Here is a 23,276-nt window from a genome sequence, read left to right as displayed (position 1 = left end):
AACCGTACCGCTGGAAAGTCGGCCCCAAACAGGAGTTAGATTCACGGTTCTTCAAAATGATCAAGCAACTGATAACGCTTCTCTCCCTTTCAACAATAGCCGCTTCGATACTAGCCGATGGCATCTCAGTCAGCCAGACGGTAAGCAGTTCCAGTATTGCCTTTGAAGACAGCGTGCTGTTCGAGATCGAGCTGTCCTGGGACGGATCGCAGGCTGCCTACTTGTTTCCCCGGCCGCTCAGTCCCATAATAGACCGGATGACTGTTCGCGGCTTCTCCTCATCGGTGGCTTCGGCCGGCGATGACGAATCCGAGAGAACGATCAAGAAATACCGCTATGTCCTGCTGCCGAAATCGTCCGGATTGGGACACATAGCGCCGGTTACGATCAGCTATTATACCTGGCCGGATTCGTTGCCGGGTGAATTGACCACCGAAGCGATGACCATATCAATTGCCCAGCCGCTGCCGCCCGTGGAACCGTTCGATTTTACGATATTCTGGTGGCTGGGCGGCGCCGTCCTGATCGCGGTGGTCGGATTGTTAACAGTTATTAACAGACGAGCCCGGAACCAGCAGCGGTTGGAACCGGTAAGAACGGTAGTGGAACAGTTCCTGGATGAGTTGAGCCGGTTGAAAACTGAGTCCGGAAACGACCACAAGCGGTTCCAGACCGGGCTGCACAAGATTATGACCGAATTCCTCAGCCGACAATACGGCCTCAGTCCGGAAGGAATAGGCCAGGAGGACCTGAAAGATCAACTTCTCTCAGTCGGTTTGAGCGACCAGTCAGGTTCGAAAATCGCAGCCTGGTTCGCACAGGCGGCGCGCGACAAATTCAGCCCGGTCTCAGTGGGTCCGGGTCAGACCATTAGACTCGAAGCGGAAATCCGCCAACTGTTTGAGAAACTTTAGTTTTGAACGATACCGGAGGATGAATGAACATCGACATTGAAGCAATTCAAGCCAAGGTAGAAGAGGAGTCGTCATTTGTTGAACGATTGACTCAGCAAATGCATAATGTCATCGTCGGTCAACAGTATCTCATAGACCGGCTCCTGATTGGAATTCTGGCCGACGGTCACATCCTAATTCAGGGTGTGCCGGGTTTGGCCAAAACGCTATCGGTAAAAACGCTGTCGGATGCCATCGATGCCAAGTTCCAAAGGCTTCAGTTTACACCCGATCTTTTGCCGGCTGACCTGATTGGCACGCAGATTTACAATCCTCAGACATCTGAGTTCTCGGTGAAAAAAGGTCCTATCTTCGCCAATATTATTCTGGCCGACGAGATAAACCGTGCCCCGGCCAAAGTACAGTCGGCTTTGTTGGAAGCGATGCAGGAGCGGCAGGTTACGATTGGTGAAACCACTTTCCCGTTGGACGCGCCTTTTCTGGTTCTGGCCACACAGAACCCGATTGAGCAGGAGGGTACCTACCCTTTGCCTGAAGCGCAGGTTGACCGGTTTATGCTGATGCTAAAGATAGGCTATCCGACCCCGGCTGAAGAACGCGAGATTATGGATCGTAACACCGGCGCCCTGGTTGAGCAAGTCTCAAAAGTGGTCACGCCGACCGAGATTCTGAATGCCCGGAAGGTCCTCAGGGATATCTACGTCGACGACAAAGTCAAAGAGTATATCATCAACATCGTCTTTGCCTCGCGCGAACCGGCCAAGTATGGTCTGGGCGACCTGACCGATCTGATCGCCTACGGCGCTTCGCCCAGGGCATCGATCTATCTCAACCTGGCTGCGAAGGCTCATGCTTTCCTGAAAGGTCGTGGTTACATCACGCCTGAGGATGTCAAGGCGGTCGGCTACGACGTGCTGCGCCATCGCGTCATTATCACCTATGAAGCGGAGGCGGAGGAGATCGACTCGGACAACATCGTCGCGAAGATCTTCGACACTATAGAAGTTCCGTAGCAGACGCCTATGATCCCGAAGGAAGTACTCAAAAAGATTCGTCGAATAGAGATTCGGACCAAAAAACTGGTCAACGACCTCTTTTCGGGCGAGTATCACTCCACTTTCAAAGGTCAGGGGATGGAGTTTGAGGAAGTACGTCTGTACGAGCCCGGCGATGATGTGCGTCTGATTGATTGGAACGTAACGGCTCGTACCGGCTATCCGCATATCAAAAAGTTCAAGGAAGAGCGTGAACTGTCGGTGGTGCTGTTGGTCGATGCTTCATCGTCCGGTCGGTTCGGCACCCGGGGTCGATTCAAGAGCGATATGGCGGCGGAACTGTGCGCATTGTTGGCCTTCTCGGCTATCAAGAACAACGACAAAGTCGGCTTGATAATATTCACCGACACTATCGAGAAGTTCGTGCCGCCCAAAAAAGGCCGTGGCCATGTTCTCAGGCTCATTCGGGAAGTCTTGTATTTCAAGCCGGAGGGAACAAAGACCGACATCGGCGGCGCTCTTGAGTATTTCAACAAAGTCATCAAAAGAAAATCGGTGGTGTTTTTGGTGTCGGACTTTTTGTCGGAGGATTTCTTTCGCCCCCTTCGTATCGCCAACAACAAGCATGATATTATCGCCGTGAAAATCACCGATCCGCGCGAGACTCGTTTTGATGATGTCGGCTTGATCGAACTTGAGGATGCCGAGACGGGTGAGGTAATCATGGTCGACACCGGATCGCGGACCTTCCGTAGACAGTTCGCAGCCAAAGCGGACGAAGATACCTCTGACCTGAAAAGAGGCTTCCAATTGATAAACCTCGACTTTATCGACATTCACACCGACCAGTCGTATATCGTCCCTCTTATAAACTTTTTCAAAGCAAGGGAGCGTCGGCATTAGCAGGCTGTTGAAAAACTTAGGGACTGTGTGTGGTGTACGTTCTCTTGCGCCACGAGAATGTCATGCCGAGCGGAGTCGGGGTAGAGGCAGACAGGAGCCGTCACAAGTGGTCTTCACATGCCGCCCACAATCGCTTCGTGCGCGGTGTACGTCTTCGTGCGCCGCGAGAATGTCATGCCGAGCGGAGTCGAGGCAGGGGCAGACGAGGACGGCCACAAGTGGCTTCCACTTGCCGCCCACAAAATTGAGGCGGCCACCCGAGGCGCGCGCAGCGCAGAAGACATATTTGCAGGCAGGCAGGCCTGTGACCGTTGCCCTCGGCATACTCCTGATGGCTCTTGTGTCATGCACCAATGTCGATAACTCTGCGGCTATCGAACGACACAAGAAGCTGGCCGGTGAGTTGCGCGATACCAGGCTATACACGGCAGCGATCGAAGAGTACCAGACGTTACTTAAGTATCCTGATGTCGACGTTAAGACCCGTGGCAATGTCAACTATCTGATCGGGAAGATTTACTTTGAGAACCTTTCCAACCACGACCAAGCGGCAGCTTACTATGTCCGTGCTCGTTCGATCGATCCGAACGGTTCCTTCGTGAATGAAGCGTCGAAAAACCTGGTAGCATCGCTTGAGAAGATGGGGCAAATACTGGAAGCCAGGCAGCAATTGAACGACGCTACCGATCTGGTGACCACGCCCAAGCAGCAAGGGGATGTGGCCGTGGCGCGGGTCGGCGGCGTACCCATCTGGTTGTCGCAGGTGGAAGATGAAATTCAGGCGATGCCGGTCCAGATTCAGAAACAGTTCACGTCGCGTCAGGCACGGGTGGAATATGCGCATCAATACGTTGCCATGGAATTGATCTATCGCGCCGCCCTGCGGGAAGGGTATGACAACGACCCCGAAGTTCAAAAACAGCAGCGGCAATTGCAGAGAAAACTGCTGGTTGACAAATATGTTGTAGATAAAGTCATGCCGAAAGTGACTATTGATTCAAGCGACGTGCGCAATTTTTGGCTGGCTCACAAGCAGGACAAATACCAAAACGCGCCCTATGATTCGGTGCGGGCGCAGGTGTTTTTGGATTATCAGGGAACGAAAGCGAACGCAGCTTTTTCAGATTACATCGCCATGCTGTCGAAAGCGGAGAAAGTAGAATTCTACGATCAGAATATCAAATGACGAAGCGTGAGTCCCCAGATTGGGTCGACCTGCGTGGTCGACTTGTTTTTCGAGAAGCGGCAGCAGTTTCGCTGATGGTGTGGCTTGTCGTGACCGCTTTGTCCTTGCCGGTGATGGCTCAGGTCGACACCGTATCCACGATCCGGGGGATCACCGTGGAAACAGCGGTGGACCGAGCCGATATGTTCATCGGTGACTTGATCAATTACAAACTGACCATCACCTACGACTCCACCTACGAGTTGGTGCCGCCGCCGCTGGGCGCCAACCTGGGTGCATTCGATGTTAAGGATTACCAAACGGATCAGATTTCGCGGCTTGATGACGGACGGATGCGAAGCGAAAGCAATTTCGTGCTTAGCACTTTTACCACCGGCGACTACGTCATCCCGCCGATACCTGCGTTGTTCAACTTGCCCGACGGTTCTCGGAAAGTGATTCTGTCTGAAGCGGTGCCGATTGTGGTGAATTCTCTTTTGGGTGCAGAATCTGACTCGGCCGACATTCGTCCGCTCAAACCGCCGAAACCACCCACCGTGTTTGCCCGTGATCCTCGTGAAAAGGGAATCATTGGCGGCGCCGCCACGGTTGTTCTCATAGTCATTGCCTGGTATTTGTGGCGTCGTTTCCGTCGCAAGCCTGATCGAGCTGCCTTTGTCGACCGGCGCCAGCCGTGGGAGATTGCGTTCGAACGACTAGCCTTGCTTTCCGAGAAAAGCCTAATGGCCCAGAGTAAGCACAAACTCTACTACATAGAACTGACCGAGATCGTCCGCGAGTACTTCGGACGGATGTATGAGGTCGACGTTCTTGAGATGACAACCGACGAGTTTCTGGTGAGGTTTATCGATGTTGCCCTGCCGAACGACTTGTATGACAACCTGCGCAATTTTCTCAGTCATGCCGACCTGGTGAAGTTTGCGCGCTTCGTTCCCCAGGAGGAACGGGCCGGTACCGATTTCAATCTCGCGCACGATATGGTTGAGTCGGTGCGCCTTGAGTTTGAGCGACGATTGCAGGTCGAAATGGCCGTGGCTTCCAATGACAAAGAAAAGCCGACAGAAGGTCCCACGGAGGTGGAGGAATGAACCTCGAATTCGCCGGCCTGAGTATCAACCTTTTTGATGTAGTCAATACCACCATTCCACCGCTGGCCATATTCATTGTCGGCGGGCTGATTCTGGCCTGGATGATCTACTACCATCGTCGGCACCGTCGGTTCAAATCGGCTACCATCAAATACTCCGACTTAAAAATCGTTCGCCGCGCCGGACGGTCGGCTCGTCAGCGTTATCGCTTTCTGTTGACCGCCTTTCGCATGCTGGCCGTGCTTTTGTTTGTGGTCGCCTTTGCTCGTCCGCGCAGCGGCACCGAGTACACCGAAGTGACTTCGGAAGGTATCGACATCATGCTGGCGCTCGACGTCTCGTCATCGATGCAGGCCGAAGATTTCAAGCCGCACAATCGTCTCCACGTAGCCAAGGAGGAGATCAAAAAGTTCGTCGAACGCCGTGTCAATGATCGCATCGGCCTGGTTGTGTTCGCGCGCTACTCATTCACGCAGTGTCCGTTGACCACGGACTACGGTGTATTGCTGAACTTCATCGATCAGGTGGACTTCGGGCTGGTCGAGGACGGCACGGCCATCGGTATGGCCTTGATCAACGGTGTCAATCGGTTGCGTGAGTCGGATTCCAAGAGTCGCATCATGGTTCTTCTGACCGATGGCGACAACAACGCCGGCGAGATCGACCCGGTGACGGCGGCTTCATTGGCTGAAGCCATGGATATCAAAATCTACACCATCGGCGCCGGCAAACCGGGCAATGCCATGTACCCGGTTCAGGACCCGCTGTTCGGCAAGCGCTATGTATACCAGCCGACGCGGATCGACGAAGAGACGCTCAAACAGATTGCCGAGAAGACCGACGGTAAGTATTTCCGGGCACGATCGGGTGAAGAACTGGAAGAAATCTACGGAGAAATCGATGCCCTGGAAAAAACTGAGGTCAAAATCGCCTCACACATCCAGTACACAGAGCTGTTTCATTTTTTCACGTATACCGGCCTGCTGCTCTTGGTGCTTGAGATACTGTTGGCCCAAACCTTTTTTCGAAAGTTGCCTTAGCAGAGGTATAGATAGCCCATGCGTTTTGCCGATCCGATAAACTTCGCCATCCTGCCGATCATTTTGTTGTTGGGCGTCTTTGTCTTTTTCGCCCTGGCGCGCAAGAAGAAGCTGATGCAACGGTTTGGTGATCTACCCCTGTTGATGAAAAACGCACCGTACATCAGTTTCACTCGTCAACGAACAAAGAGCGTATTGATCCTCCTGGCTTTGATGCTGGTTGCCGTAGCCCTGGCTCGGCTTCAGTTTGGTACCCATCTGGAACTGTTGAAGCGCGAAGGGATCGACATCGTGATCGCCCTGGACGTGTCAAACTCGATGATGGCTCGTGATATGGCGCCCAACCGATTGGATAAAGCCAAGCAGGAAATTCGCGGCATAATCGAACGTCTTAAAGGTGATCGTATCGGCCTGGTCGTTTTTGCCGGGGAGGCGTTTATTCAGTGTCCCCTGACCCTTGACTACTCGGCAGCCGGGTTTTTGCTTGAGGCTGTCGACAACGCCTCGGTGAGCGTCCAGGGTACATCGTTGACTTCGGCCATCGAAATGTCTTCACGCGCCTTTGCTCAGCAAGAGAAACAACACAAAGTGCTCTTGTTGTTGACCGACGGCGAGGATCATGAAGGCGGGGCCGAAGAGAAAGCTGAGGAAGCTCGTCAGGAAGGCATCAAGATTTACACGGTAGGGATAGGCAACCCCGACGGCGAACCGATCCCGATCCTCGACCGCGCAGGCAAGCAGATGGGTTTCAAGAAGGATGAGAACGGTGAGGTCATTGTTTCCAGTCTTGACGAAACCACGCTTCAGAAAGTGTCGTTGGCCACGGGCGGCAAGTACTACCACGCCACAGCGGGGGAGATTGAGTTGGACAGGATTTTTGACGAAATATCTTCTATGGAGAAGAAAGAACTGGAGGGAGCGCTGGTGACTCGTTATGATGACCGCTTCCAGTGGCCGCTTTTATTGGCCATATTTCTGGTGATCGGTGAGTTCTTTCTTTCTGAACGAAAAAAGCGAACGGAGGCCAGTGGCCATGCGTAAGTCTGTTATGATGAGAGTAGTTGCAATACTGTTGGTTCTGGCTGGTTCGGCGGCCGCCGAAGGCCTTTTTGACAAGGTGAAAAAGGGCAATGAGGCGATGAAATCAGGTGATTTCCAGACGGCTCTGGACTACTATCATAACGCCGAAACGGACATTCCGGAATCGCCGGAACTGAATTACAATATCGCCGGGGCTCTTCATGAGGACGGCGGTTTCGAGGAGGCCGTCGACAAGTACACGCGAGCCTTAAACACCACCGACATTGAGACTGAAGCTCAGGCTCATTACAATCTTGGCAACACCCTCTTCCGTATGCAAGACTATCAAAACGCTATTCAGAGTTACCAGAAGTCTCTGGAAATCAATTCCGACGACATGGATGCCAAGTATAATCTTGAACTAGCGCGTCGCCTGCTCAAAGAACAGATGGAACAACAGGAACAGCAACAGGACCAGCAGAAGGACGGGCAGGAAGAGCAGGAAGAGCAACAGCAGGACAAAGAGCAGGAAGAGCAGCAGGATCAACAGGGACAAAACGAAGACGAACAACAACAGCAGCAACAGCAGGATCAGGAAAACAAAGACGAACAGCAACAAAAGCAGCCGCAACCACAGGATGCGCAACAGATGTCCAAAGAGGATGCTGAACGAATTCTAAACGCCATGCGCGATGACGAAAGTGATATCCAGAAGAAGATCAAGCGTCGTAAGGTATCAGGGAATTATGTCGGCAAGGATTGGTAACAAAGTTTTTTTTGATCATCGTATCGTTTGGTGTCTTTCCGCCGCACTGACCGTGGTTATAATGACGACCGCAGTTATGGCGGCCGATGAAATTACCGTCGGCGTTACTTTGGACCGAACCACCATCGGCATGGACGAACAGGCGCTTCTCCAGGTGCAAGTGGCCGGTAGTGTTCAGAACCTGCCGGAACCACAACTGCCCACCCTGCCGACTTTTGAAATCTACTCGAAGGGTCGCTCCTCCAACATCAGTATCGCCAACGGCGTCGTGGAGTCGTCTCTGATCTACCGCTATCTTGTCATACCGCGTAAGGCGGGCAAGTTTCCCATAGACAACATCTCAGTCGTCCACAATAATAAACGTTACAAAGGCAACATGGTAATGTTGACGGTACTGAACCGGGGCAGCAGTGCCTCGGATGACATCAATGATCGCAGCCTGGATTCCAAGGGCGACAGTAAAGACTATTTCCTGGAAGCGGTCGTAGATAAGAAGGACCCGTATGTGAACGAACAGGTGACACTCACCCTGAAGTTTTACATCGCAGTTCAGTACTACGGCAGCCCCGAGTTGACCGAGCCGACCACCACCGGGTTCTGGACCGAAGTGCTGGGCAACAAGGCGCCGTATTACCAAAGCCTCAACAATCGTCGCTACCGCTTGATCGAACGCAAGTATGCGCTCTTTCCAACTCAGACCGGAGAACTCACCATCGGTCGCGCCACAATCCGGGCCACCGTGGCCGGTAAGCGGCGGCGTTCCCGTGATCCTTTCGGTTCTTTCAATCTGGATGATTTCTTTGGACGTGGTGTCGAAGCGCGTGCATCCAGCCAGCCCTTGCGCATTAATGTCAAACCAATTCCGCAGGAGAACCGACCCGCAGACTTTACCGGCACTATCGGTCGCTTCAAAATCAAGGCCGAAGCCGACAAACGGCAGGTTGAGGTAAACGAACCGGTCACGGTGAAGTTTCGGATATCTGGAACCGGTAATATCAAATCGGTAGCTGAGCCGGTGTTGTCGGAGATGGACGAATTCCGGATCTATCGGGCTTCGTCATCGGAGTCTGTTTCGCAGCAGAACGACAAGCTGGGCGGCACCAAAGTTTTTGAAGAAGTTTTCATCCCTCGTGTGCCGGGAGACCTCGTGATACCCAGCGTTGCTTTCAACTACTTCGACCCGGACCGTGACCAATACAACAAGGTAGCAACTCAGCCGATTCAGGTCACCGTGACGGCGCCGGCCGGATACTCGGGCAGTTCCGGCGTTCCATACTCGGCGCCCGGTCTGACTATTGACAGTCGCGCCCACGACATCAGGCACATCAAAGCTGAGCTGGGCAAGATGCAGGCCACCGGTCATCTTCCGGTCTTCAATTATGCATACGTGTTGGCCAATTTCCTACCGTTGGTGGGTCTGATCACCACCGTGCTGGTGCGCCGTCGGCGCGAGAAGCTGGCTGCCGACACCGGACGAGCCAGAGCCAGGGGGGCGGCCAAGATCGCCAAAAAGAGACTAGCCCAAGCTCGGGCACTGGCCAACCTGGACTCGGTCGGAGAGTTCTACGTCGAGATATATCGTGCTTTGACATCCTACCTGGCCGACAAACTCAACATCTCGCCACACGGTTTGACCACCGACACAATTCGCCAGGAGTTGGCCGAGCGTTTGACTCCCGAGGAACTTATAGAGAGTTACACCGGCGTTATCACCCAATGCGATTACGCCCGGTTTGCCTCGGCTGCCCTTACCCAGTCGGATATAGATCGGACGCTTAAGCAATCGGAGGAAGTCATCATCAGGATCGAGGGGGTAAAGCTTGCTTAGGCGTGTGCTTTGTCTGCTCGTGTTGGCGGTCTTGTTCATGGTGACTGGGCGGTTTTCTGTGATGGCTCAGTCGGAAGAGTTCGCCATGGCCAACAGGTTTTATGAAGACAAAGACTTTGCCAGCGCTATCAGAATGTATGAAAGCATTCTCAACCGCGGCGTGGAATCGGCCGACGTCCATTTCAATCTGGCCAACGCATATTTCAAGTCCGGCGACCTCGGTCACGCCGTCTTATATTATTCCAAGGCCCGCCGCCTGGCGCCCGGTGATGAGGACATAGCCTTCAATCTGGAGTTTGCCAAACAGTTTTCGCGAGTCCAAATGCAGGGTGTGCAACTCAATCCGATTCGCAGCTTTTTCGTGGATTTAGTGGATACCTATGAATTACAACGCCTGGCCTGGATTGCCACCGCCTTTTTCGTCTTGTTGCTGGCCACCTTGACCGTTCGCTTCGGACTCGGTCACAACTCCTCGCCGGTGCGAGTCCTGATGGTCATTTGTGCTATTTTACTTTTGGCCGCCGGCAGCCTGACGACATTCAAGTATCGGTACGACTATCTTACGCGCCGCGCGGTCATCATAGCCGACGAAAGCCCAGTCTACACCGGCGCATCGGAACAGTCCGAAATCGAACTGCGCGGTGCGCCCGGACTCATTGTCGAAATCGCTTCCGAATCAGGTGACTTCCTGAACGTTCTGTTTGAAAACAAGCGTCGCGGATGGATCAGAAAAGAACTCGTTGCTCCAATCTGACGGATCGTTCCAGTTCGGTCAGCCCTGCCCCCTACTTTCATTCTCCCCCACTCTTTCGTCATTCCCGCCCCTCTCTGTCGTTCCCGCCCCTCTCTGTCGTTCCCGCCCCTCTCTGTCATTCCCGCGCAGGCGGGAAGGTGAACCCATCTTCTCTTTGCAAGGCGGCATCCCTGCGCCGAAGGTCCGCCGCGGCGGTTGCCCTACGTAACTCTTTGTGCGTGGTGTACGTCCTCGCGCATCACCAACCTCACCCTGAGTGGAGTCGACCGGTGACAAGGACTTCGGTACCCCACCCAGAGCGCTTGGCGGCGGGTGGGTTCTTGGGCGGGGCACAAATCTCGTCATGCCGGACTTGATCCGGCATCCCGCTCCGACGTCGAAGACTGGATTCCGGCCTTTGCCAGAATGACCGACCTTGAGGCAACACCGCCCGAATTATGGAGCGAGATTGCAGCGTCACGTCCGGCGAGACGCGGGATGTATCGCAATGACGCAATCGAGGGCTTGTCAACCAGCCCTTTGGTTCGGGATTCACCCTTCGACTGCGCTCAGGGTGACATTGCCTGTGGTATCCCGTCCGGGTGGTCGAGTCAGACTTTGTTTGAGATTATAAACGGCAACATAGATTCACCCTTCGACTGCGCTCAGGGTGACAATGTAATTAGTATCCCTTCTGGGTGGTCGAGTCAGACTTTGTTTGAGATTATAAACGGCAACAGGGATTCACCCTTCGACTGCGCTCAGGGTGACATTGCCTGTGGTATCCCGTCCGGGTGGTCGACTCAATCCTCTTTTGGGGCGGGGGTTCATGCTTCGACTGCGCTCAGCATGAGGTTGTGCTCCTAGCACGAGGTTGCGTACACAGAACCGCAACCACTGTTTTCGTTGACACTGTTTTGCTCAGACTCTATCTTACACGCCGACTTTTTGCCGGAGAAGTGCGTCTGATGTTTTGGAAGAGTAAGCAATTCTGGGGCACAATTGTAGCGGTGGCCCTGCTCGGCTACTGCGTTAAGGATATCACGCTGGACGAATTGAGAATACTCTCCCAGCGTGTCGATTACTGGTACCTGCTACCGGCTCTTTTCTGCACTTTTCTGTTTGTCGTCCTGAGGGCCATGAGGTGGCAACTCATGGTGTCGCAGCACAAGAAAATCAAAGCCCCCCGAGCCATTGCTCTTTATTCGGCCGGCCAGGTTCTGAACATTGTCATGCCGATGCTGACCGGTCAGGTCGGCCGGTTGTTTTTGTTTGCTCGCAAGGAAGGCCTCAGAAAGACCTTTGTCTTTTCAACGATCATCCTGGAAGTGCTTTTCGATGCCACGAGCCTGGTGATCTTTCTGGCCTTTTCCTCTTTAGCCTTTGGAGTAAAGGCGGAGTATCGCGCGGCCGGCGTTGTCATTGCCGTAATCACCGTCAGCTTGTTGATACTCCTGTACACGGTGCTCCACTTTCAGACCAAGCTGGAAGATATCGGACGGCTCCGGCTGCGACACCGCTGGCCGAGCATGTATGTCGGTCTGAAGAAGTTCATGCGCTCATTCACCAAGGGGATTAGGACGCTACGTTCCAGCCAGCACTTTTTCGGCACCGTGGCGTACTCGTTGGCTTCATGGACCGCCCATACAGCTGTCATTTACTTTTTGTTTCTGTCGTTCGGACTCCATCTACCCTTTGCCGCCGCCGCCGTGGTTATGATAGTAAACACGCTGGCCCTGTTGATTCCCATCACGCCGGGCAATGCGGGGACTTTCGAAGTAGCCGTGAGCACCTCGCTGACAGCCTTTGCAGTCGGTCGAAGCGATGCCGTGCTGTTTGCCGTCGCCTTGCACATCATCGATTTGCTGCCGGTGTTCGTGTTGGGCATGTCGTTCTTGCACATGGAAAGAGTATCGATCAGAGAAATCAAATCTGAGCACCGGGACAGAGATATTCTCGATCAGGTGTCTGAGAACGGAACGCTAATCGAAGCCGAGGAGCGTCCATGATAAGATCATTTTTGTATCTGCCGGATGTGGGCGTCAAACTGCATGAAGGTATCGGCGATTTTGATTCCTGGTGTGAACAGGATAATGCTCTCCTGTGGATAGACATGTGCAAACCGACCGATGAGGAGTCGTTCGTCCTCACCAATGATTTCCAGTTTCACCCCTTGGCCATTGAAGACGTAATCGCCGAGAAACCGCGCACCAAAATCGACGACTATGATCGTTATCTGTTTTTGGTGTTTCAGGCGGTTGATTATGTCGGTCGGCAGGAGGGTCTCAAGCTCAGCGAGATCGATCTGTTTCTGAGCGGCAATTCACTGGTGACCGTGCACTACGATGAACATCGGATATTCGACTACCTTTATGCCCGCACCGAGCGTGACGAGCGATTGATGATGCGAGGTATCGACTTTCTCTTCCACGCCGTGATCGATACGATTGTCGACAACTACAACAGCACCCTGGACATTCTTGAGTACGAAATCGACCAGGTGGAGGAAGACGTTCTGGCCGAACCGGATCAGGACACCGTTAAGTCAATTTTTACTCTCCGCAGAGACATACTCCAACTCAAACGGACCGTCCTGCCGCAAAAGGAAGTGATCAGCCAGCTTTCCCGGCAGCATTACAAGTTGGTCAGTGAAAAGGCGGCGCTCTATTTTTCTGACATCCACGACCATCTGGTTCGGATATCCGATGTGGCCGATTCTCATCGAGAAACGCTGAATTCATCGCTTGAGGTCTACTATTCCTCGGTCTCCACCAAAACCAACCAAATCATCAAAGTGCTGACCATGTTTACCGTGCTTTTTATCCCGCCGACCTTTCTGGTGGGGCTTTGGGGGATGAATTTTGAGTTCATGCCGGAGCATGAGTGGAAGTACGGATACTATATGTCGCTGGTTCTGATGGCGGCTATCGTCCTGGGCTTGATTGTCTTCTTCCGCAAGAAAAAGTGGCTGTGATGTCGCATCATTAGCTGAAACTTTTCCGACACAACTTCGTTAAAACCTGTTGACAACGGAACGGACACTTCTATTTTAGATACTAACCAGTAGGTATCTAAGAGAGAGTGGCCACATTAGAAAATCTGATTGCCGAGAATCATGAGTAAGATAAAGCAAAGCCCCAAGTTACCGCCGGAAAAAAGGCGTGAACAGCTACTGGCCTCAGCCCGCAAGCTCTTTGTCAAAAAAGGCTACCGTGGCACGACTACCGATGAGATTGCGAAGAGCGCCAGGCTTACCAAAGGCGCCCTCTACTTTCATTTCAAATCCAAAGAGGATATCTTCCTGGAGTTGATAAAATCGATTACCGATCACAACCGGGCCACTCTTGAGGCGGAGTTGGATACGAGCGTGAGTCCCTCGGAGTTTTTCGGCATACTGCTGAAACTGCATCACAAATGTGATGTCAATGAGTACGGTGATCTTGTAGATATCTGGACACAGGCCTGGCGAGTGCCCAGGATCAGACGTTATATCACCAGGCGGATGCGTTCGACTGTGGAGCTGTTTGCCGACCGGGTAAAACTCGGTCCCGGTTGGACCAAGAATGATGTTCATACTCTGGCCATGTTCATTTTCGCCCTGGTGCACGGCTTGTCTGGGTTGCGTATGCTGACCCCGCGTGATGTTAATCTGGAGGCCCAGGTGAAATTGATGGAGACATTGTTCGAACGCTCAACGACCCGACAACAAAGGAAACGTCGATGACAGGGGACAGGGGTTTACGAAGACAGGACAACGATGCGATGCGAAGGCTATTGGTTGTGGTCCCTCTGGCGCTCATCGTTGTGGCGCTATTGGTTGGAAATGCTCCGGCCCAGGAACTGAAACTCACAGTCGAGGAGGTGCGTCAGCGGGTTCTGCAATCCAATCGGGGTGTACAATCGGCCAAAGAAGAGGTCAACAAAGCTAAGTCCGAGATAGTCACCGCCCGCGCCGGAGCCTTTCCGGAAATCGATTTGTCGAGCTACTACCGGCGGGACTTTTCGATTGCCCCGGTCTTTTTCGAGGCCGATGGTGAGATTCAGCAACTGAAGTTTGGCTTCAAAAACAACTTTGGGGCATCAATCTCACTCAGGCAACCGTTGTGGGAGGGGGGCAAGGTTTTCACCGCCTACAAGATTGCCAAGCAATATCATCAATACGCCCAGGTCGGCGCCGATCGGGTAGGTGCGGTGGCCGTACATGACGGCGAGTTGCTCCTGTACCGGGCGATTCTGGACGAAGCTCGCGTGGCGGTTCTCAAGCAGGCGCTCAAAACGGCTGAGAAAAACCTGGAAGTGGTCGAGGCGCATCATTCACAAGGCATGGTGTCTCGGTTCGAGTTGATGCGAGCCCGAGTTGAAAGGTCCAACCTCCTGCCAAGAATCCTCGGCGCCGAGTCTGATGTACGTCTGTCCAAAAAACGACTGCAATCCTTTTTGGACATCGACCTTGATCAACCTGTGGCGCTGGTTGAGCCGGACGATGATACCTCTTTGGAGAGTCTGGGGGCACTTGAGTTTTTCACCGATACGGCGTTAGCTTCGCGACGGGAATTGAAACAGATCGACCTGATGGTCGACATGACTCGTCGGGCCGTGCGGGTGGCACGGGCCGGTTACTTTCCCAGCCTGGCGGCAGTGTCGAATTACAGTTGGCAATCGCAGTCGGACGAATTCACGTTGAGCAAAAACGAAGCCACGTCATTTACAGCCGGTGTGACCCTTTCGCTGCCAATCTTCGACGGTGGCGTCACTCGTGGCGCCGTCGGCAAGATGAAAGCGGAACATCGACAGTCGCTCATTAACCAACAGGAATTGACCGATCAGATACGGCTCGAAGTGGAGCAGGCTTACGACCAACTGGTGCAAGCCCAGAAGATGGTTCAAATACACCGTGAGACCATCGCTCAAGCGGAAGAGGGACTCAGAATAGCCGATCTGCGCTACCAAGCCGGAGAAGGCACACTGTTGGAAGTTCTTTCCGCCCAGACAGTGCTCACCGACGTTCGCACTTCATTGGCCGAAGCCACTTTTGCGTTTCGCCGTTCGCTGGCAGCGCTTAAGCTGGCCAGTAATATAGATACCATTGGGGATTGACAAAGATGCACAAGTTACACCTGAGAGTTTTCTTTCTATCTACAACTGTCGTACTGTTGGCCACATCGTGTGCCAACAACAATGACGTCGTCGAACAGCAGGCGCCCAGGGCGACTCCGGTGAAAGCCGTGATTGTACAAACGTCCAGCCACGATGTCACTCGAGGCTTCACGGGAACGCTGGTCGGAGAAAAACAAGCCGAAATCCATGCACGAATCGCCGAGACGGTTGATCGTGTTCGTGTTACCGAAGGTCAAAACGTCAAACAGGGTCAGGTATTGATTCTGCTGGACAAGGGCGGCCCCGCTTCGACCTATCGCAAGGCAGAATCGCTCTACCGCAACGCTGAGAAAACCCATGACAACCTGAAGTACCTCTATGATCAGGGTGCTGTTTCCGAGTCTCAGTACGATGCGGCGCTAACCGAGTACGAGGTGGCCAGAGCCTCGTTCGAATCTGTAACGCAACTGGTTGAAATCACTTCGCCCATCGACGGCGTGGTTACTTCGTTAAATGTGAGCGAAGGAGACTACCTGCAACCCGGCGCCAAGTTGGTCACGATTGCCAAGCTGGCCAGTCTGCGTGTAACTTTCGGGGTAAACACTCGCGACGTGGCTACCATCAAAATCGGCGACACGGTCATGATCTCATCGTCGGCTGTCGAGCTGTCGGCGCCGGGGATAGTAGTTTCGATTGCACGATCGGCTGATCCCTTAACGCGGGCTTTTGATGTGGAGGCGCAGGTAACAAACCATGGAACACACTTGCGACCAGGGATGTTCGTTCGCGCATCCGTTGTTCTCGAACGGTGGCAGGACGTCATTATAATACCGCACGACGCAGTGGTGGCACTGGACAATCAAGAGACAGTGTTTGTAGTCAACGGCGGCGCCGCTCACAAGCGTAGCGTGGCCATTGCCGGAGAGACGGCGGAGGGTGTTGTGGTCGAAGAAGGCTTGAACATCGGCGATACACTGGTCACACTAGGCCAGACCTATCTTGACGAGGGGTTTGAGGTAACGATCACTTCTTTGGAGACGAGCACCCGATGAAACTGTCCGACGTATCTGTAAAACGCCCCGTCTTTGCCACCATGATGATCGGTGCCCTGTTGGTGCTGGGCCTGTTCTCTTACATTGAACTGCCGGTTGAGATGTTTCCCGAAGTCGATTTCCCCATCGTTGTGGTGCAGACGGTTTATCCCGGCGCTTCGGCCGAGGCCGTCGAGACCGAAGTCACCCGGAAGATCGAAGAGGCCATCAACCAGATCAACGGCGTGCGTCACATCCAGAGCAGTTCGCGCGAGGGCTACTCGCTTCAGGTGGTGGAGTTTCTTTTGGAGGTCGATGGTACCATTGCCTCGCAGGACATCCGTGAAAAAGTGGCCGGCATTCGGGTCACTTTGCCGGAGGATATTGAAGAGCCGGTGGTCGGCCAGTATGACCCCGATGCCGAAGCCATCATGTCGCTGGCTTTGTCCGGCAGCCGCTCACCACGCGAAATAACACAGTTGGCCAAGGACGTTATCAAACCCCGGTTGGAGCCGATCTCGGGCATCGGTGCCGTTCAACTGATAGGCGGCTCCGACCGTGAGATCAGAATCTTCCTTGATCCCGACATGATGGAGGCTTACGGAGTGACCGTGGGCAACGTGCGTCAAGCCGTCGTTGCCTCCAACCTGGAGGTGCCGGGCGGACGAGTGGAAGAGTCATCACGCGAATACCTCGTTCGACTGCAAGGTCGAGTAACACAGGTTGCGCAATTTGACAGCGTCATTGTCAAGAATTCAAACGGCACCCCGATCTATCTGAGTGACCTCGCCCGCGTGGTCGACACGATTGCCGAGCAACGGTCACTGTCACGCTTCAACGGTCGAAGCGCTATCGGCATCAACATCGTTAAGCAGTCCGGGGCCAACATTGTGCAGATGGCGGCCCGTACCCGCGAAGCGATTTCCGAACTGCAAGGCGAACTGCCGCCCGACATTGATATCCGCATTGTCAACGATAACTCCACGTTCATTGAAGATTCCATTCATGAAATCCTGACCAATATCCAGATCGGTACTATCCTGGCGGTGTTGGTGATTTTCCTGTTCTTGTTGGACAGTCGACCCACACTAATTACCGGTCTGTCAATTCCGATCTCCATCATCGGCACCTTTACCGCCATGAGGTTTCTTGGTTTCTCGATCAACTTTATGACGCTGCTGGGACTTTCGCTGGCGGTGGGGATTTTGATCGATGATGCTATCGTAGTGGTCGAAAATATTTACAGGCATCTGGATGAAGGCAAGTCACCTTTCCAGGCGGCCTTGGGCGGCACCAAAGAAATCGGTCTGGCCGTGTCGGCCACTACTTTTGCCATCGTTGTGGTATTCCTGCCGGTGGCCTTTATGGAGGGAATCGTCGGACGCTTCTTCTACCAGTTTGGTATGACGGTGGCCTTTGCCGTGTTGATTTCATTGTTCGTGGCCTTTAGTCTCACGCCCATGCTATCGTCCAGGATGCTGAAAAGTAACAGTCAGCCGGGCAGCCATGATCCGGCGGCAGCGGCCTCGCCGATCAGACGCCTCTGGATAGCTATCCGCAGGGTTTTGAATTTGTGGAACAAAGGCTTTGACCTGCTCAAACCGGGTTACCGAGCTCTCCTGGCTTTCTCGCTAAGACAACGCTGGCTGGTGATGTTGGTTGCGGTGGGTGCGTTCGCAGCGGCCATCATGCTGGCCGGTCAATTAGGTTCCGAGTTCATTCCGGAGACCGACGAAGGACGGATGTACGTCACCATCAACACCCCACCCGGCACCGATCTTAACCAGACTTCCCAGCGATTTGAACTGGTAGAGGAGATGCTGAACGGGTTCGATGAAGTTACCGCTACCTTTGTCAAGATAGGTGGCGGCAATACACCGGTGACTGAAGGAGCCATCCTGGTGCGGCTCACCGATGCAGCCGAGAGAGAGTTATCGGCCATTCAGCTGATGGACTCGGTGCGCTCACTGATGGGTTCCATGCCCGGGATCAAGTATTCGGTCTCCAAGGAAAGCGGTGAAGGTGGACATGGTAAACCGATCGAGATATCCATTCGCGGCGACGACCTGGAAGAGCTGTCGCGGCTGGTGCATGAGGTGCAGAGTATTGCTCGCACCGTGCCGGGTTGTACCGACATTGATAACACCATGGAGGAAGGCAAGCCGGAGGTTCGCATAGACGTCGACCGGCAGGCGGCTGATGATCTGGGTCTGGACCTGCAGGCCATCTCGATGACTGTCCGCTCTTTGGTTGAAGGGGATGTTGTCACCCGTTTCAAAGAAGGTGACGAGGAGTACGACGTGCGCATCCAGCTTGACCAGCCTTTTCGCAACTCCGTAGCCCAACTCGGACGAATCCGGGTCGAGAGTGAAACCGAATTGCCGGGCGGTGACAAATTGCAGGTGCCCCTTGACCGGGTGGCGACCTTGACACGTCAAACGGATATTGGCGAATACAATCGGTACGACCGCAAGCGTGAGGTGCGCGTCAATGCCAACGCCCTGGCCGGCGCATTCAGCGGTACCATTGCTGCGACGATAATCGACTCGGCGGCCACCATGCAGCTTCCACCCGGCTATGAAGTCGGCGGCGTGGGCACACAGGAGTTTATGGAGGAGTCGTTCACCAACATTATCAAGGCGTTGTTATTGGCCGTTGTATTCATCTACCTGCTTTTGGCCTCGCAGTACGAGTCTTTCTTCGATCCGGTGTCAATCATGGTCTCTTTGCCGCTTTCGCTGGTCGGCGCGATTCTCGGTCTGCTCGCCTTTCAGTCATCGTTGTCGATCATGTCGATGATCGGGATAGTGATGCTGATGGGACTGGTTACAAAAAACGCCATACTCTTGATCGATTTTGTAAAACAACAGAGGGCCAAAGGCGTTTCGAGATCCGAAGCCGTTCTGATCGCGGGCCCGGTTCGGCTGAGACCTATCCTGATGACCACTTTTGCCACCGTGTTCGGCATGTTACCGCTGGCTTTGGGCATAGGCCCCGGTGCCGAGATGCGATCCGGTATGGCGCGGGCAGTCATCGGCGGGATGATATCGTCGACAATGTTGACGTTGGTAGTGGTCCCGATAGTATACACGGTCGTAGATGACGTTGTAGGCTTTTTCCGCCCCAGGAAGAAAGCCCCGAGCGCACCCGAACCGGTGGACTTAAAGGTATGAGTGCTCTGATCACGGCAACAAAGGCTATGGGCTACTCCGACATCTACCTCGACTACCTTTGTGGTCGCGGCAGCGCCTGTGGGTTCTACTGCGCCGGCAATATCGATGATGCAGCCGCAGGACTCGATGGTCGCAACCATGACCGTCAACAGATTGTCGAAATACTGCTCAAGCAAAACCGTGCCTATGGCGCTTCGTCGTCTACTCTTGCATCTATTGAACGCCTTAAAGAACAAGACACATTGTGTGTCTTCACCGGACAGCAGGCCGGATTGTTCGGCGGTCCACTGTTGGTTGTGATCAAGGCGTTGGCCATCGTCAAGGCGGCCCGGCTCTATACCCAGCAACTCAAACGACCGGTCATCCCGGTTTTCTGGATCGCCGGTGACGACCACGATTTCGAAGAAGCCAACCACACTTTCGTGCTCGACCGCCAATCGGAATCGGTGCGCCTGGAGTATACCGCCGCTCCGAGCCGGGAGGTGCCGACCGCCGATATTACCTTCAACGACGCCCAATGTCTGAGTGATGTTAAAACGTTGATGGCTGCGACGCTTGGGCAAACCGACTTCACCGAGGAACTATACGGGCTGGTCAACCGATGCTATACGACCGACGATACCATGGTGTCGGCTTTTGGTAAGTTCATGACCAAAGTGCTGGGCGATCATGCGCCGGCCTTGTTCTCACCCGGTGACTCAGCCGCCAAACAAATGGCCGCGCCCTTATTCAAGGCCATCGTTTCGCACCAGGATGAATTGCACGATCTGCTAAACGAAAGAAATCGATCAATCGTCGATGGTGGCTACCACATCCAGGTTGAAAAGAAGGAAGACTCCACGCATCTATTCTGCAACGAGGACGGTCGCAAGCCTCTATTGCGTGATGGTGACCGATTTGTCCTCGGTGACAAAAGTATGACTCGTGAGGAACTGCTGGCCAGGATAGACAGTGAACCGCAGAAATTTTCACCCGATGTGATGACCCGTCCGATCCTGCAGTCGTATCTCTTCCCGGTGTTGAGCCAAAAAGGAGGTCCGGCCGAGATCGCCTACCTGGCCCAGATCAATCCGCTTTTTGAACTGTTCAACCTGGCCCCGCCGTATCACATGGCGCGGGCTTCGATGACCATAGTGGAGAACCGGTTCAAACAGTTACTGCATGACAACCACATCGAATTCGGCGAGTTGACCGGTGACATTGAACAAGTCATCAATCGGGTGCTGGCCCTGACCTTTCCGGCCAGTTTGGAGAAAGAGTTTACCCAACTGCGTCAGGATGTTGAGTACCACGTTAACAAGTTCGCCGAGGAAAGTCTGAGGTTTGACCCGGCCTTGAAAAAGTCGGCCGAGCAGACTCACGGCAAGATCGACTTCGTTTTGAAGAATTTCGAGAGCAAGGTTTTCGCAGCACACAAAAAAAAGTCACAACAGGTGCGCGACCGCATTTATCGGTTGCACCGCACACTCTATCCGAATCGAGGTTTGCAGGAACGTTGTCTGAATATCTCTTACTTTGTTAGCCGCTACGGTATGAAATTCGTATCTTATCTGTATAACATTCTCGACAGCGAAGAAAAGAGTCATCAGCTTGTTGATTTGTCGGATTTTGAAACATAGAAAGCCCGTCGGCTTATGGTGATCGGCATTACCTGTTACCCCTCGGCCGGTGGTTCCGGTATCGTGGCGACCGAACTGGGCCAGCAATTGGCCGCTCGTGGTCACCAGGTGCACTTCGTCTCGTATGCCCTGCCGTTCAGGCTGGACAAGTATCAGGCCAACCTGATGTACCACGGCGTGGAGATGACAGCCTATCCCTTGTTCAAGTATCCTCCGTACACGCTCACTCTGGCGGCCAAGATGGCCGAGGTTGCGCGCAATTTCAAGCTGGATATCATGCATGTACACTATGCCATTCCCCATGCTATCTGCGCCTGGCTGGCCAAACAACTCCTGGAGTCCAACGGCGATGCCAACAGCACGAAGATAATCACCACTCTGCACGGTACCGATATCACGCTGGTGGGGGCTGATCCGTCGTATTTTGATATAACCCGCTTTTCAATCATATCTTCGGACGGAGTCACAGCCGTTTCGAAGTACCTGGCCGATGAGACCACTGAAGTTTTCAATCTGGACCAAGAGATCAGAGTGATTCACAATTTTTTCGACGACACCCGTTTCAAACCGGGCGCCGACGCCTGCTGTCGGTCTGAGTTTGTCACCGATGATGAATTCCTGATTGCACATATTTCAAACTTTCGACCGGTCAAACGAATCATCGATGTGATCGATGTATTCGAGAAAATCAATCAGGAACTACCGGCCAAACTCGTCCTGGTCGGTGAAGGCCCGGATACTATTCTGGCCCGACGGCAGGTTACCAAGAAGGGCCTGGGAGATCGCGTGATTTTTCTGGGCAATCAAAGTCGGGTCGAGGCGGTGATGCCGTGCGCCGATCTCTTTCTGGTACCTTCCGAGGAGGAATCTTTCGGGCTGGCGGCGCTTGAGTCTCTGGCCTGCGGTGTACCGGTAATAGGTACTTCCGGAACCGGACTGACCGAGGTTGTCGAGGACTACAAAAACGGTTTCCTCCTGCCGGTGGGAGATACCTCAGCCATGGCTCGGGCTGCAATATCTTTGTTGAAGGATTCTGATCGATTGACACAGTTTAAGAAGGCGGCAGCCGAACGCGCGCTGGCCAAATTCTCAGCCGACCGGATTGTGTCGCAATATGAAGATTACTACCAGGAGATCCACGATGACTGACCCGACCAATCTTGACATTCTGGCCATCGCTGCTCATCCCGACGACATCGAGATCACCTGTGGCGGTTTCATGATCAAGATGGCTTCGATGGGGCGCCTGACCGGCGCGCTTGACCTGACCGGCGGTGAGATGGGGACCTATGGAGATCAAACCGATCGGGCCGCCGAAGCCGCTGCTGCCGCCGAAACAATGGGTCTCACCTGGCGTGGGAATCTCGCACTGCCGGATTCCGCGGTCGAGTTCAACCAGGCCAACAAACTGAAAATAGCTCAAGTCATCAGGCAAAAGCGACCGGAGTTGGTCGTCCTGCCGCATTGGGAGCAACGTCATCCCGACCATGCTGCCTGTTCGCGTCTGGGTTTTGACGCTTGTTTTCTGGCCGGTCTGAAAAAGATCGATGTCGAAGGGGAGCCGTTCAGACCTCGCAAAATAGCCTACGCCTCTTACTTTCGAAATCATGATCACTCGTTCCTGGTAGACATCACCGAATCCTTTGAAACCAAGTGTCAGGCGATAGCGGCTTACCAATCGCAGTTTGCCGAAGAGATAGCGGCCAAACGGATTTTTATGCCCGGTGTCGATGTCTATGAAATGATACGGATTCGGGCCGCCCAACTGGGTCAGCAGATCGGTGTGCGGTACGCCGAGGCATTCACGATCAAAGAACCGATTAGATATGACGATCCTCAGAAGATGCCGGGGCAGTCGATCTGATACGATCAGTACTGTCTGT

The 23,276-nt window shown here is 53.7% G+C and carries 20 protein-coding genes; all 20 read left to right on the top strand.

The window, feature by feature from the left end:
• Positions 1 to 56 precede the first annotated feature (56 nt).
• Positions 57 to 914: a hypothetical protein gene (locus tag OEV49_04040; protein ID MDH3890231.1), complete on the top strand. Its 858-nt coding sequence runs from the start codon at positions 57 to 59 to the stop codon at positions 912 to 914.
• 23 nt (positions 915 to 937) lie between these two features.
• The gene (locus OEV49_04035) at positions 938 to 1,927 is read left to right on the top strand and encodes a MoxR family ATPase (GenBank protein MDH3890230.1); all 990 of its coding nucleotides are present in this window, start codon (positions 938 to 940) and stop codon (positions 1,925 to 1,927) included.
• Positions 1,928 to 1,936: 9 nt separating this feature from the next.
• The gene (locus OEV49_04030) at positions 1,937 to 2,812 is read left to right on the top strand and encodes a DUF58 domain-containing protein (protein MDH3890229.1); all 876 of its coding nucleotides are present in this window, start codon (positions 1,937 to 1,939) and stop codon (positions 2,810 to 2,812) included.
• Positions 2,813 to 3,116: 304 nt separating this feature from the next.
• Positions 3,117 to 3,998: a hypothetical protein gene (locus OEV49_04025; protein MDH3890228.1), complete on the top strand. Its 882-nt coding sequence runs from the start codon at positions 3,117 to 3,119 to the stop codon at positions 3,996 to 3,998.
• Positions 3,995 to 5,086 carry a hypothetical protein gene (locus OEV49_04020; GenBank protein MDH3890227.1) on the top strand — a complete coding sequence of 364 codons (1,092 nt, stop codon included), beginning with the start codon at positions 3,995 to 3,997 and terminating at the stop codon, positions 5,084 to 5,086. The genes OEV49_04025 and OEV49_04020 overlap by 4 nt, the downstream gene beginning before the upstream one ends.
• The gene (locus tag OEV49_04015; protein ID MDH3890226.1) at positions 5,083 to 6,126 is read left to right on the top strand and encodes a VWA domain-containing protein; all 1,044 of its coding nucleotides are present in this window, start codon (positions 5,083 to 5,085) and stop codon (positions 6,124 to 6,126) included. The genes OEV49_04020 and OEV49_04015 overlap by 4 nt, the downstream gene beginning before the upstream one ends.
• An 18-nt stretch (positions 6,127 to 6,144) precedes the next feature.
• Positions 6,145 to 7,167, top strand: coding sequence for a VWA domain-containing protein (locus OEV49_04010; GenBank protein MDH3890225.1), 1,023 nt, complete (start codon positions 6,145 to 6,147; stop codon positions 7,165 to 7,167).
• A complete protein-coding gene (locus OEV49_04005; GenBank protein ID MDH3890224.1) occupies positions 7,160 to 7,912 on the top strand; it encodes a tetratricopeptide repeat protein in 753 nt (250 codons plus the stop codon). Before OEV49_04010 ends, OEV49_04005 begins: the two co-directional genes overlap by 8 nt.
• Positions 7,913 to 7,973: 61 nt before the next feature.
• Positions 7,974 to 9,740: a BatD family protein gene (locus tag OEV49_04000; protein ID MDH3890223.1), complete on the top strand. Its 1,767-nt coding sequence runs from the start codon at positions 7,974 to 7,976 to the stop codon at positions 9,738 to 9,740.
• Between the two features lie 85 nt (positions 9,741 to 9,825).
• Positions 9,826 to 10,494, top strand: coding sequence for a tetratricopeptide repeat protein (locus tag OEV49_03995; protein MDH3890222.1), 669 nt, complete (start codon positions 9,826 to 9,828; stop codon positions 10,492 to 10,494).
• A gap of 477 nt (positions 10,495 to 10,971) precedes the next feature.
• The gene (locus OEV49_03990) at positions 10,972 to 11,340 is read left to right on the top strand and encodes a hypothetical protein (GenBank protein MDH3890221.1); all 369 of its coding nucleotides are present in this window, start codon (positions 10,972 to 10,974) and stop codon (positions 11,338 to 11,340) included.
• Between the two features lie 101 nt (positions 11,341 to 11,441).
• Entirely contained in the window at positions 11,442 to 12,482 is a 1,041-nt protein-coding gene (locus OEV49_03985) for a flippase-like domain-containing protein (GenBank protein MDH3890220.1), read from the top strand.
• Positions 12,479 to 13,447, top strand: coding sequence for a magnesium/cobalt transporter CorA (gene corA / locus OEV49_03980; GenBank protein ID MDH3890219.1), 969 nt, complete (start codon positions 12,479 to 12,481; stop codon positions 13,445 to 13,447). The genes OEV49_03985 and corA overlap by 4 nt, the downstream gene beginning before the upstream one ends.
• Positions 13,448 to 13,588: 141 nt before the next feature.
• Positions 13,589 to 14,197: a TetR/AcrR family transcriptional regulator gene (locus OEV49_03975; protein ID MDH3890218.1), complete on the top strand. Its 609-nt coding sequence runs from the start codon at positions 13,589 to 13,591 to the stop codon at positions 14,195 to 14,197.
• A 38-nt stretch (positions 14,198 to 14,235) separates the two neighbouring features.
• On the top strand, positions 14,236 to 15,570 hold the full coding sequence (locus tag OEV49_03970; GenBank protein MDH3890217.1) for a TolC family protein: 1,335 nt from the start codon (positions 14,236 to 14,238) through the stop codon (positions 15,568 to 15,570).
• Between the two features lie 5 nt (positions 15,571 to 15,575).
• Positions 15,576 to 16,622, top strand: a complete 1,047-nt coding sequence (locus tag OEV49_03965) for an efflux RND transporter periplasmic adaptor subunit (protein ID MDH3890216.1) — start codon at positions 15,576 to 15,578, stop codon at positions 16,620 to 16,622.
• Complete coding sequence (locus OEV49_03960; GenBank protein ID MDH3890215.1) at positions 16,619 to 19,774, top strand: efflux RND transporter permease subunit; 3,156 nt, start codon at positions 16,619 to 16,621, stop codon at positions 19,772 to 19,774. The genes OEV49_03965 and OEV49_03960 overlap by 4 nt, the downstream gene beginning before the upstream one ends.
• Positions 19,771 to 21,393 (top strand): bacillithiol biosynthesis cysteine-adding enzyme BshC, encoded by a 1,623-nt coding sequence (bshC, locus tag OEV49_03955; GenBank protein ID MDH3890214.1) that lies wholly within the window; start codon positions 19,771 to 19,773, stop codon positions 21,391 to 21,393. Before OEV49_03960 ends, bshC begins: the two co-directional genes overlap by 4 nt.
• 15 nt (positions 21,394 to 21,408) lie before the next feature.
• On the top strand, positions 21,409 to 22,542 hold the full coding sequence (bshA, locus tag OEV49_03950; protein MDH3890213.1) for an N-acetyl-alpha-D-glucosaminyl L-malate synthase BshA: 1,134 nt from the start codon (positions 21,409 to 21,411) through the stop codon (positions 22,540 to 22,542).
• On the top strand, positions 22,535 to 23,257 hold the full coding sequence (gene bshB1, locus OEV49_03945; protein MDH3890212.1) for a bacillithiol biosynthesis deacetylase BshB1: 723 nt from the start codon (positions 22,535 to 22,537) through the stop codon (positions 23,255 to 23,257). Before bshA ends, bshB1 begins: the two co-directional genes overlap by 8 nt.
• The last annotated feature ends 19 nt before the right edge of the window (positions 23,258 to 23,276 follow it).

It is taken from the genome of Candidatus Zixiibacteriota bacterium, from assembly GCA_029860345.1.
GTDB lineage: Bacteria > Zixibacteria > MSB-5A5 > GN15 > FEB-12 > JAJRTA01.
This window is presented reverse-complemented; position numbering and strand designations above follow the sequence as displayed.

Coding starts and splice junctions, on each gene's coding strand:
- OEV49_04040 (MDH3890231.1), top strand. CDS start 57: ATGATCAAGCAACTGATAACGCTTCTCTCCCTTTCAACAATAGCCGCT.
- OEV49_04035 (MDH3890230.1), top strand. CDS start 938: ATGAACATCGACATTGAAGCAATTCAAGCCAAGGTAGAAGAGGAGTCG.
- OEV49_04030 (MDH3890229.1), top strand. CDS start 1,937: ATGATCCCGAAGGAAGTACTCAAAAAGATTCGTCGAATAGAGATTCGG.
- OEV49_04020 (MDH3890227.1), top strand. CDS start 3,995: ATGACGAAGCGTGAGTCCCCAGATTGGGTCGACCTGCGTGGTCGACTT.
- OEV49_04015 (MDH3890226.1), top strand. CDS start 5,083: ATGAACCTCGAATTCGCCGGCCTGAGTATCAACCTTTTTGATGTAGTC.
- OEV49_04010 (MDH3890225.1), top strand. CDS start 6,145: ATGCGTTTTGCCGATCCGATAAACTTCGCCATCCTGCCGATCATTTTG.
- OEV49_04005 (MDH3890224.1), top strand. CDS start 7,160: ATGCGTAAGTCTGTTATGATGAGAGTAGTTGCAATACTGTTGGTTCTG.
- OEV49_04000 (MDH3890223.1), top strand. CDS start 7,974: ATGACGACCGCAGTTATGGCGGCCGATGAAATTACCGTCGGCGTTACT.
- OEV49_03995 (MDH3890222.1), top strand. CDS start 9,826: ATGGCCAACAGGTTTTATGAAGACAAAGACTTTGCCAGCGCTATCAGA.
- OEV49_03990 (MDH3890221.1), top strand. CDS start 10,972: ATGTATCGCAATGACGCAATCGAGGGCTTGTCAACCAGCCCTTTGGTT.
- OEV49_03985 (MDH3890220.1), top strand. CDS start 11,442: ATGTTTTGGAAGAGTAAGCAATTCTGGGGCACAATTGTAGCGGTGGCC.
- corA (MDH3890219.1), top strand. CDS start 12,479: ATGATAAGATCATTTTTGTATCTGCCGGATGTGGGCGTCAAACTGCAT.
- OEV49_03975 (MDH3890218.1), top strand. CDS start 13,589: ATGAGTAAGATAAAGCAAAGCCCCAAGTTACCGCCGGAAAAAAGGCGT.
- OEV49_03970 (MDH3890217.1), top strand. CDS start 14,236: ATGCGAAGGCTATTGGTTGTGGTCCCTCTGGCGCTCATCGTTGTGGCG.
- OEV49_03965 (MDH3890216.1), top strand. CDS start 15,576: ATGCACAAGTTACACCTGAGAGTTTTCTTTCTATCTACAACTGTCGTA.
- OEV49_03960 (MDH3890215.1), top strand. CDS start 16,619: ATGAAACTGTCCGACGTATCTGTAAAACGCCCCGTCTTTGCCACCATG.
- bshC (MDH3890214.1), top strand. CDS start 19,771: ATGAGTGCTCTGATCACGGCAACAAAGGCTATGGGCTACTCCGACATC.
- bshA (MDH3890213.1), top strand. CDS start 21,409: ATGGTGATCGGCATTACCTGTTACCCCTCGGCCGGTGGTTCCGGTATC.
- bshB1 (MDH3890212.1), top strand. CDS start 22,535: ATGACTGACCCGACCAATCTTGACATTCTGGCCATCGCTGCTCATCCC.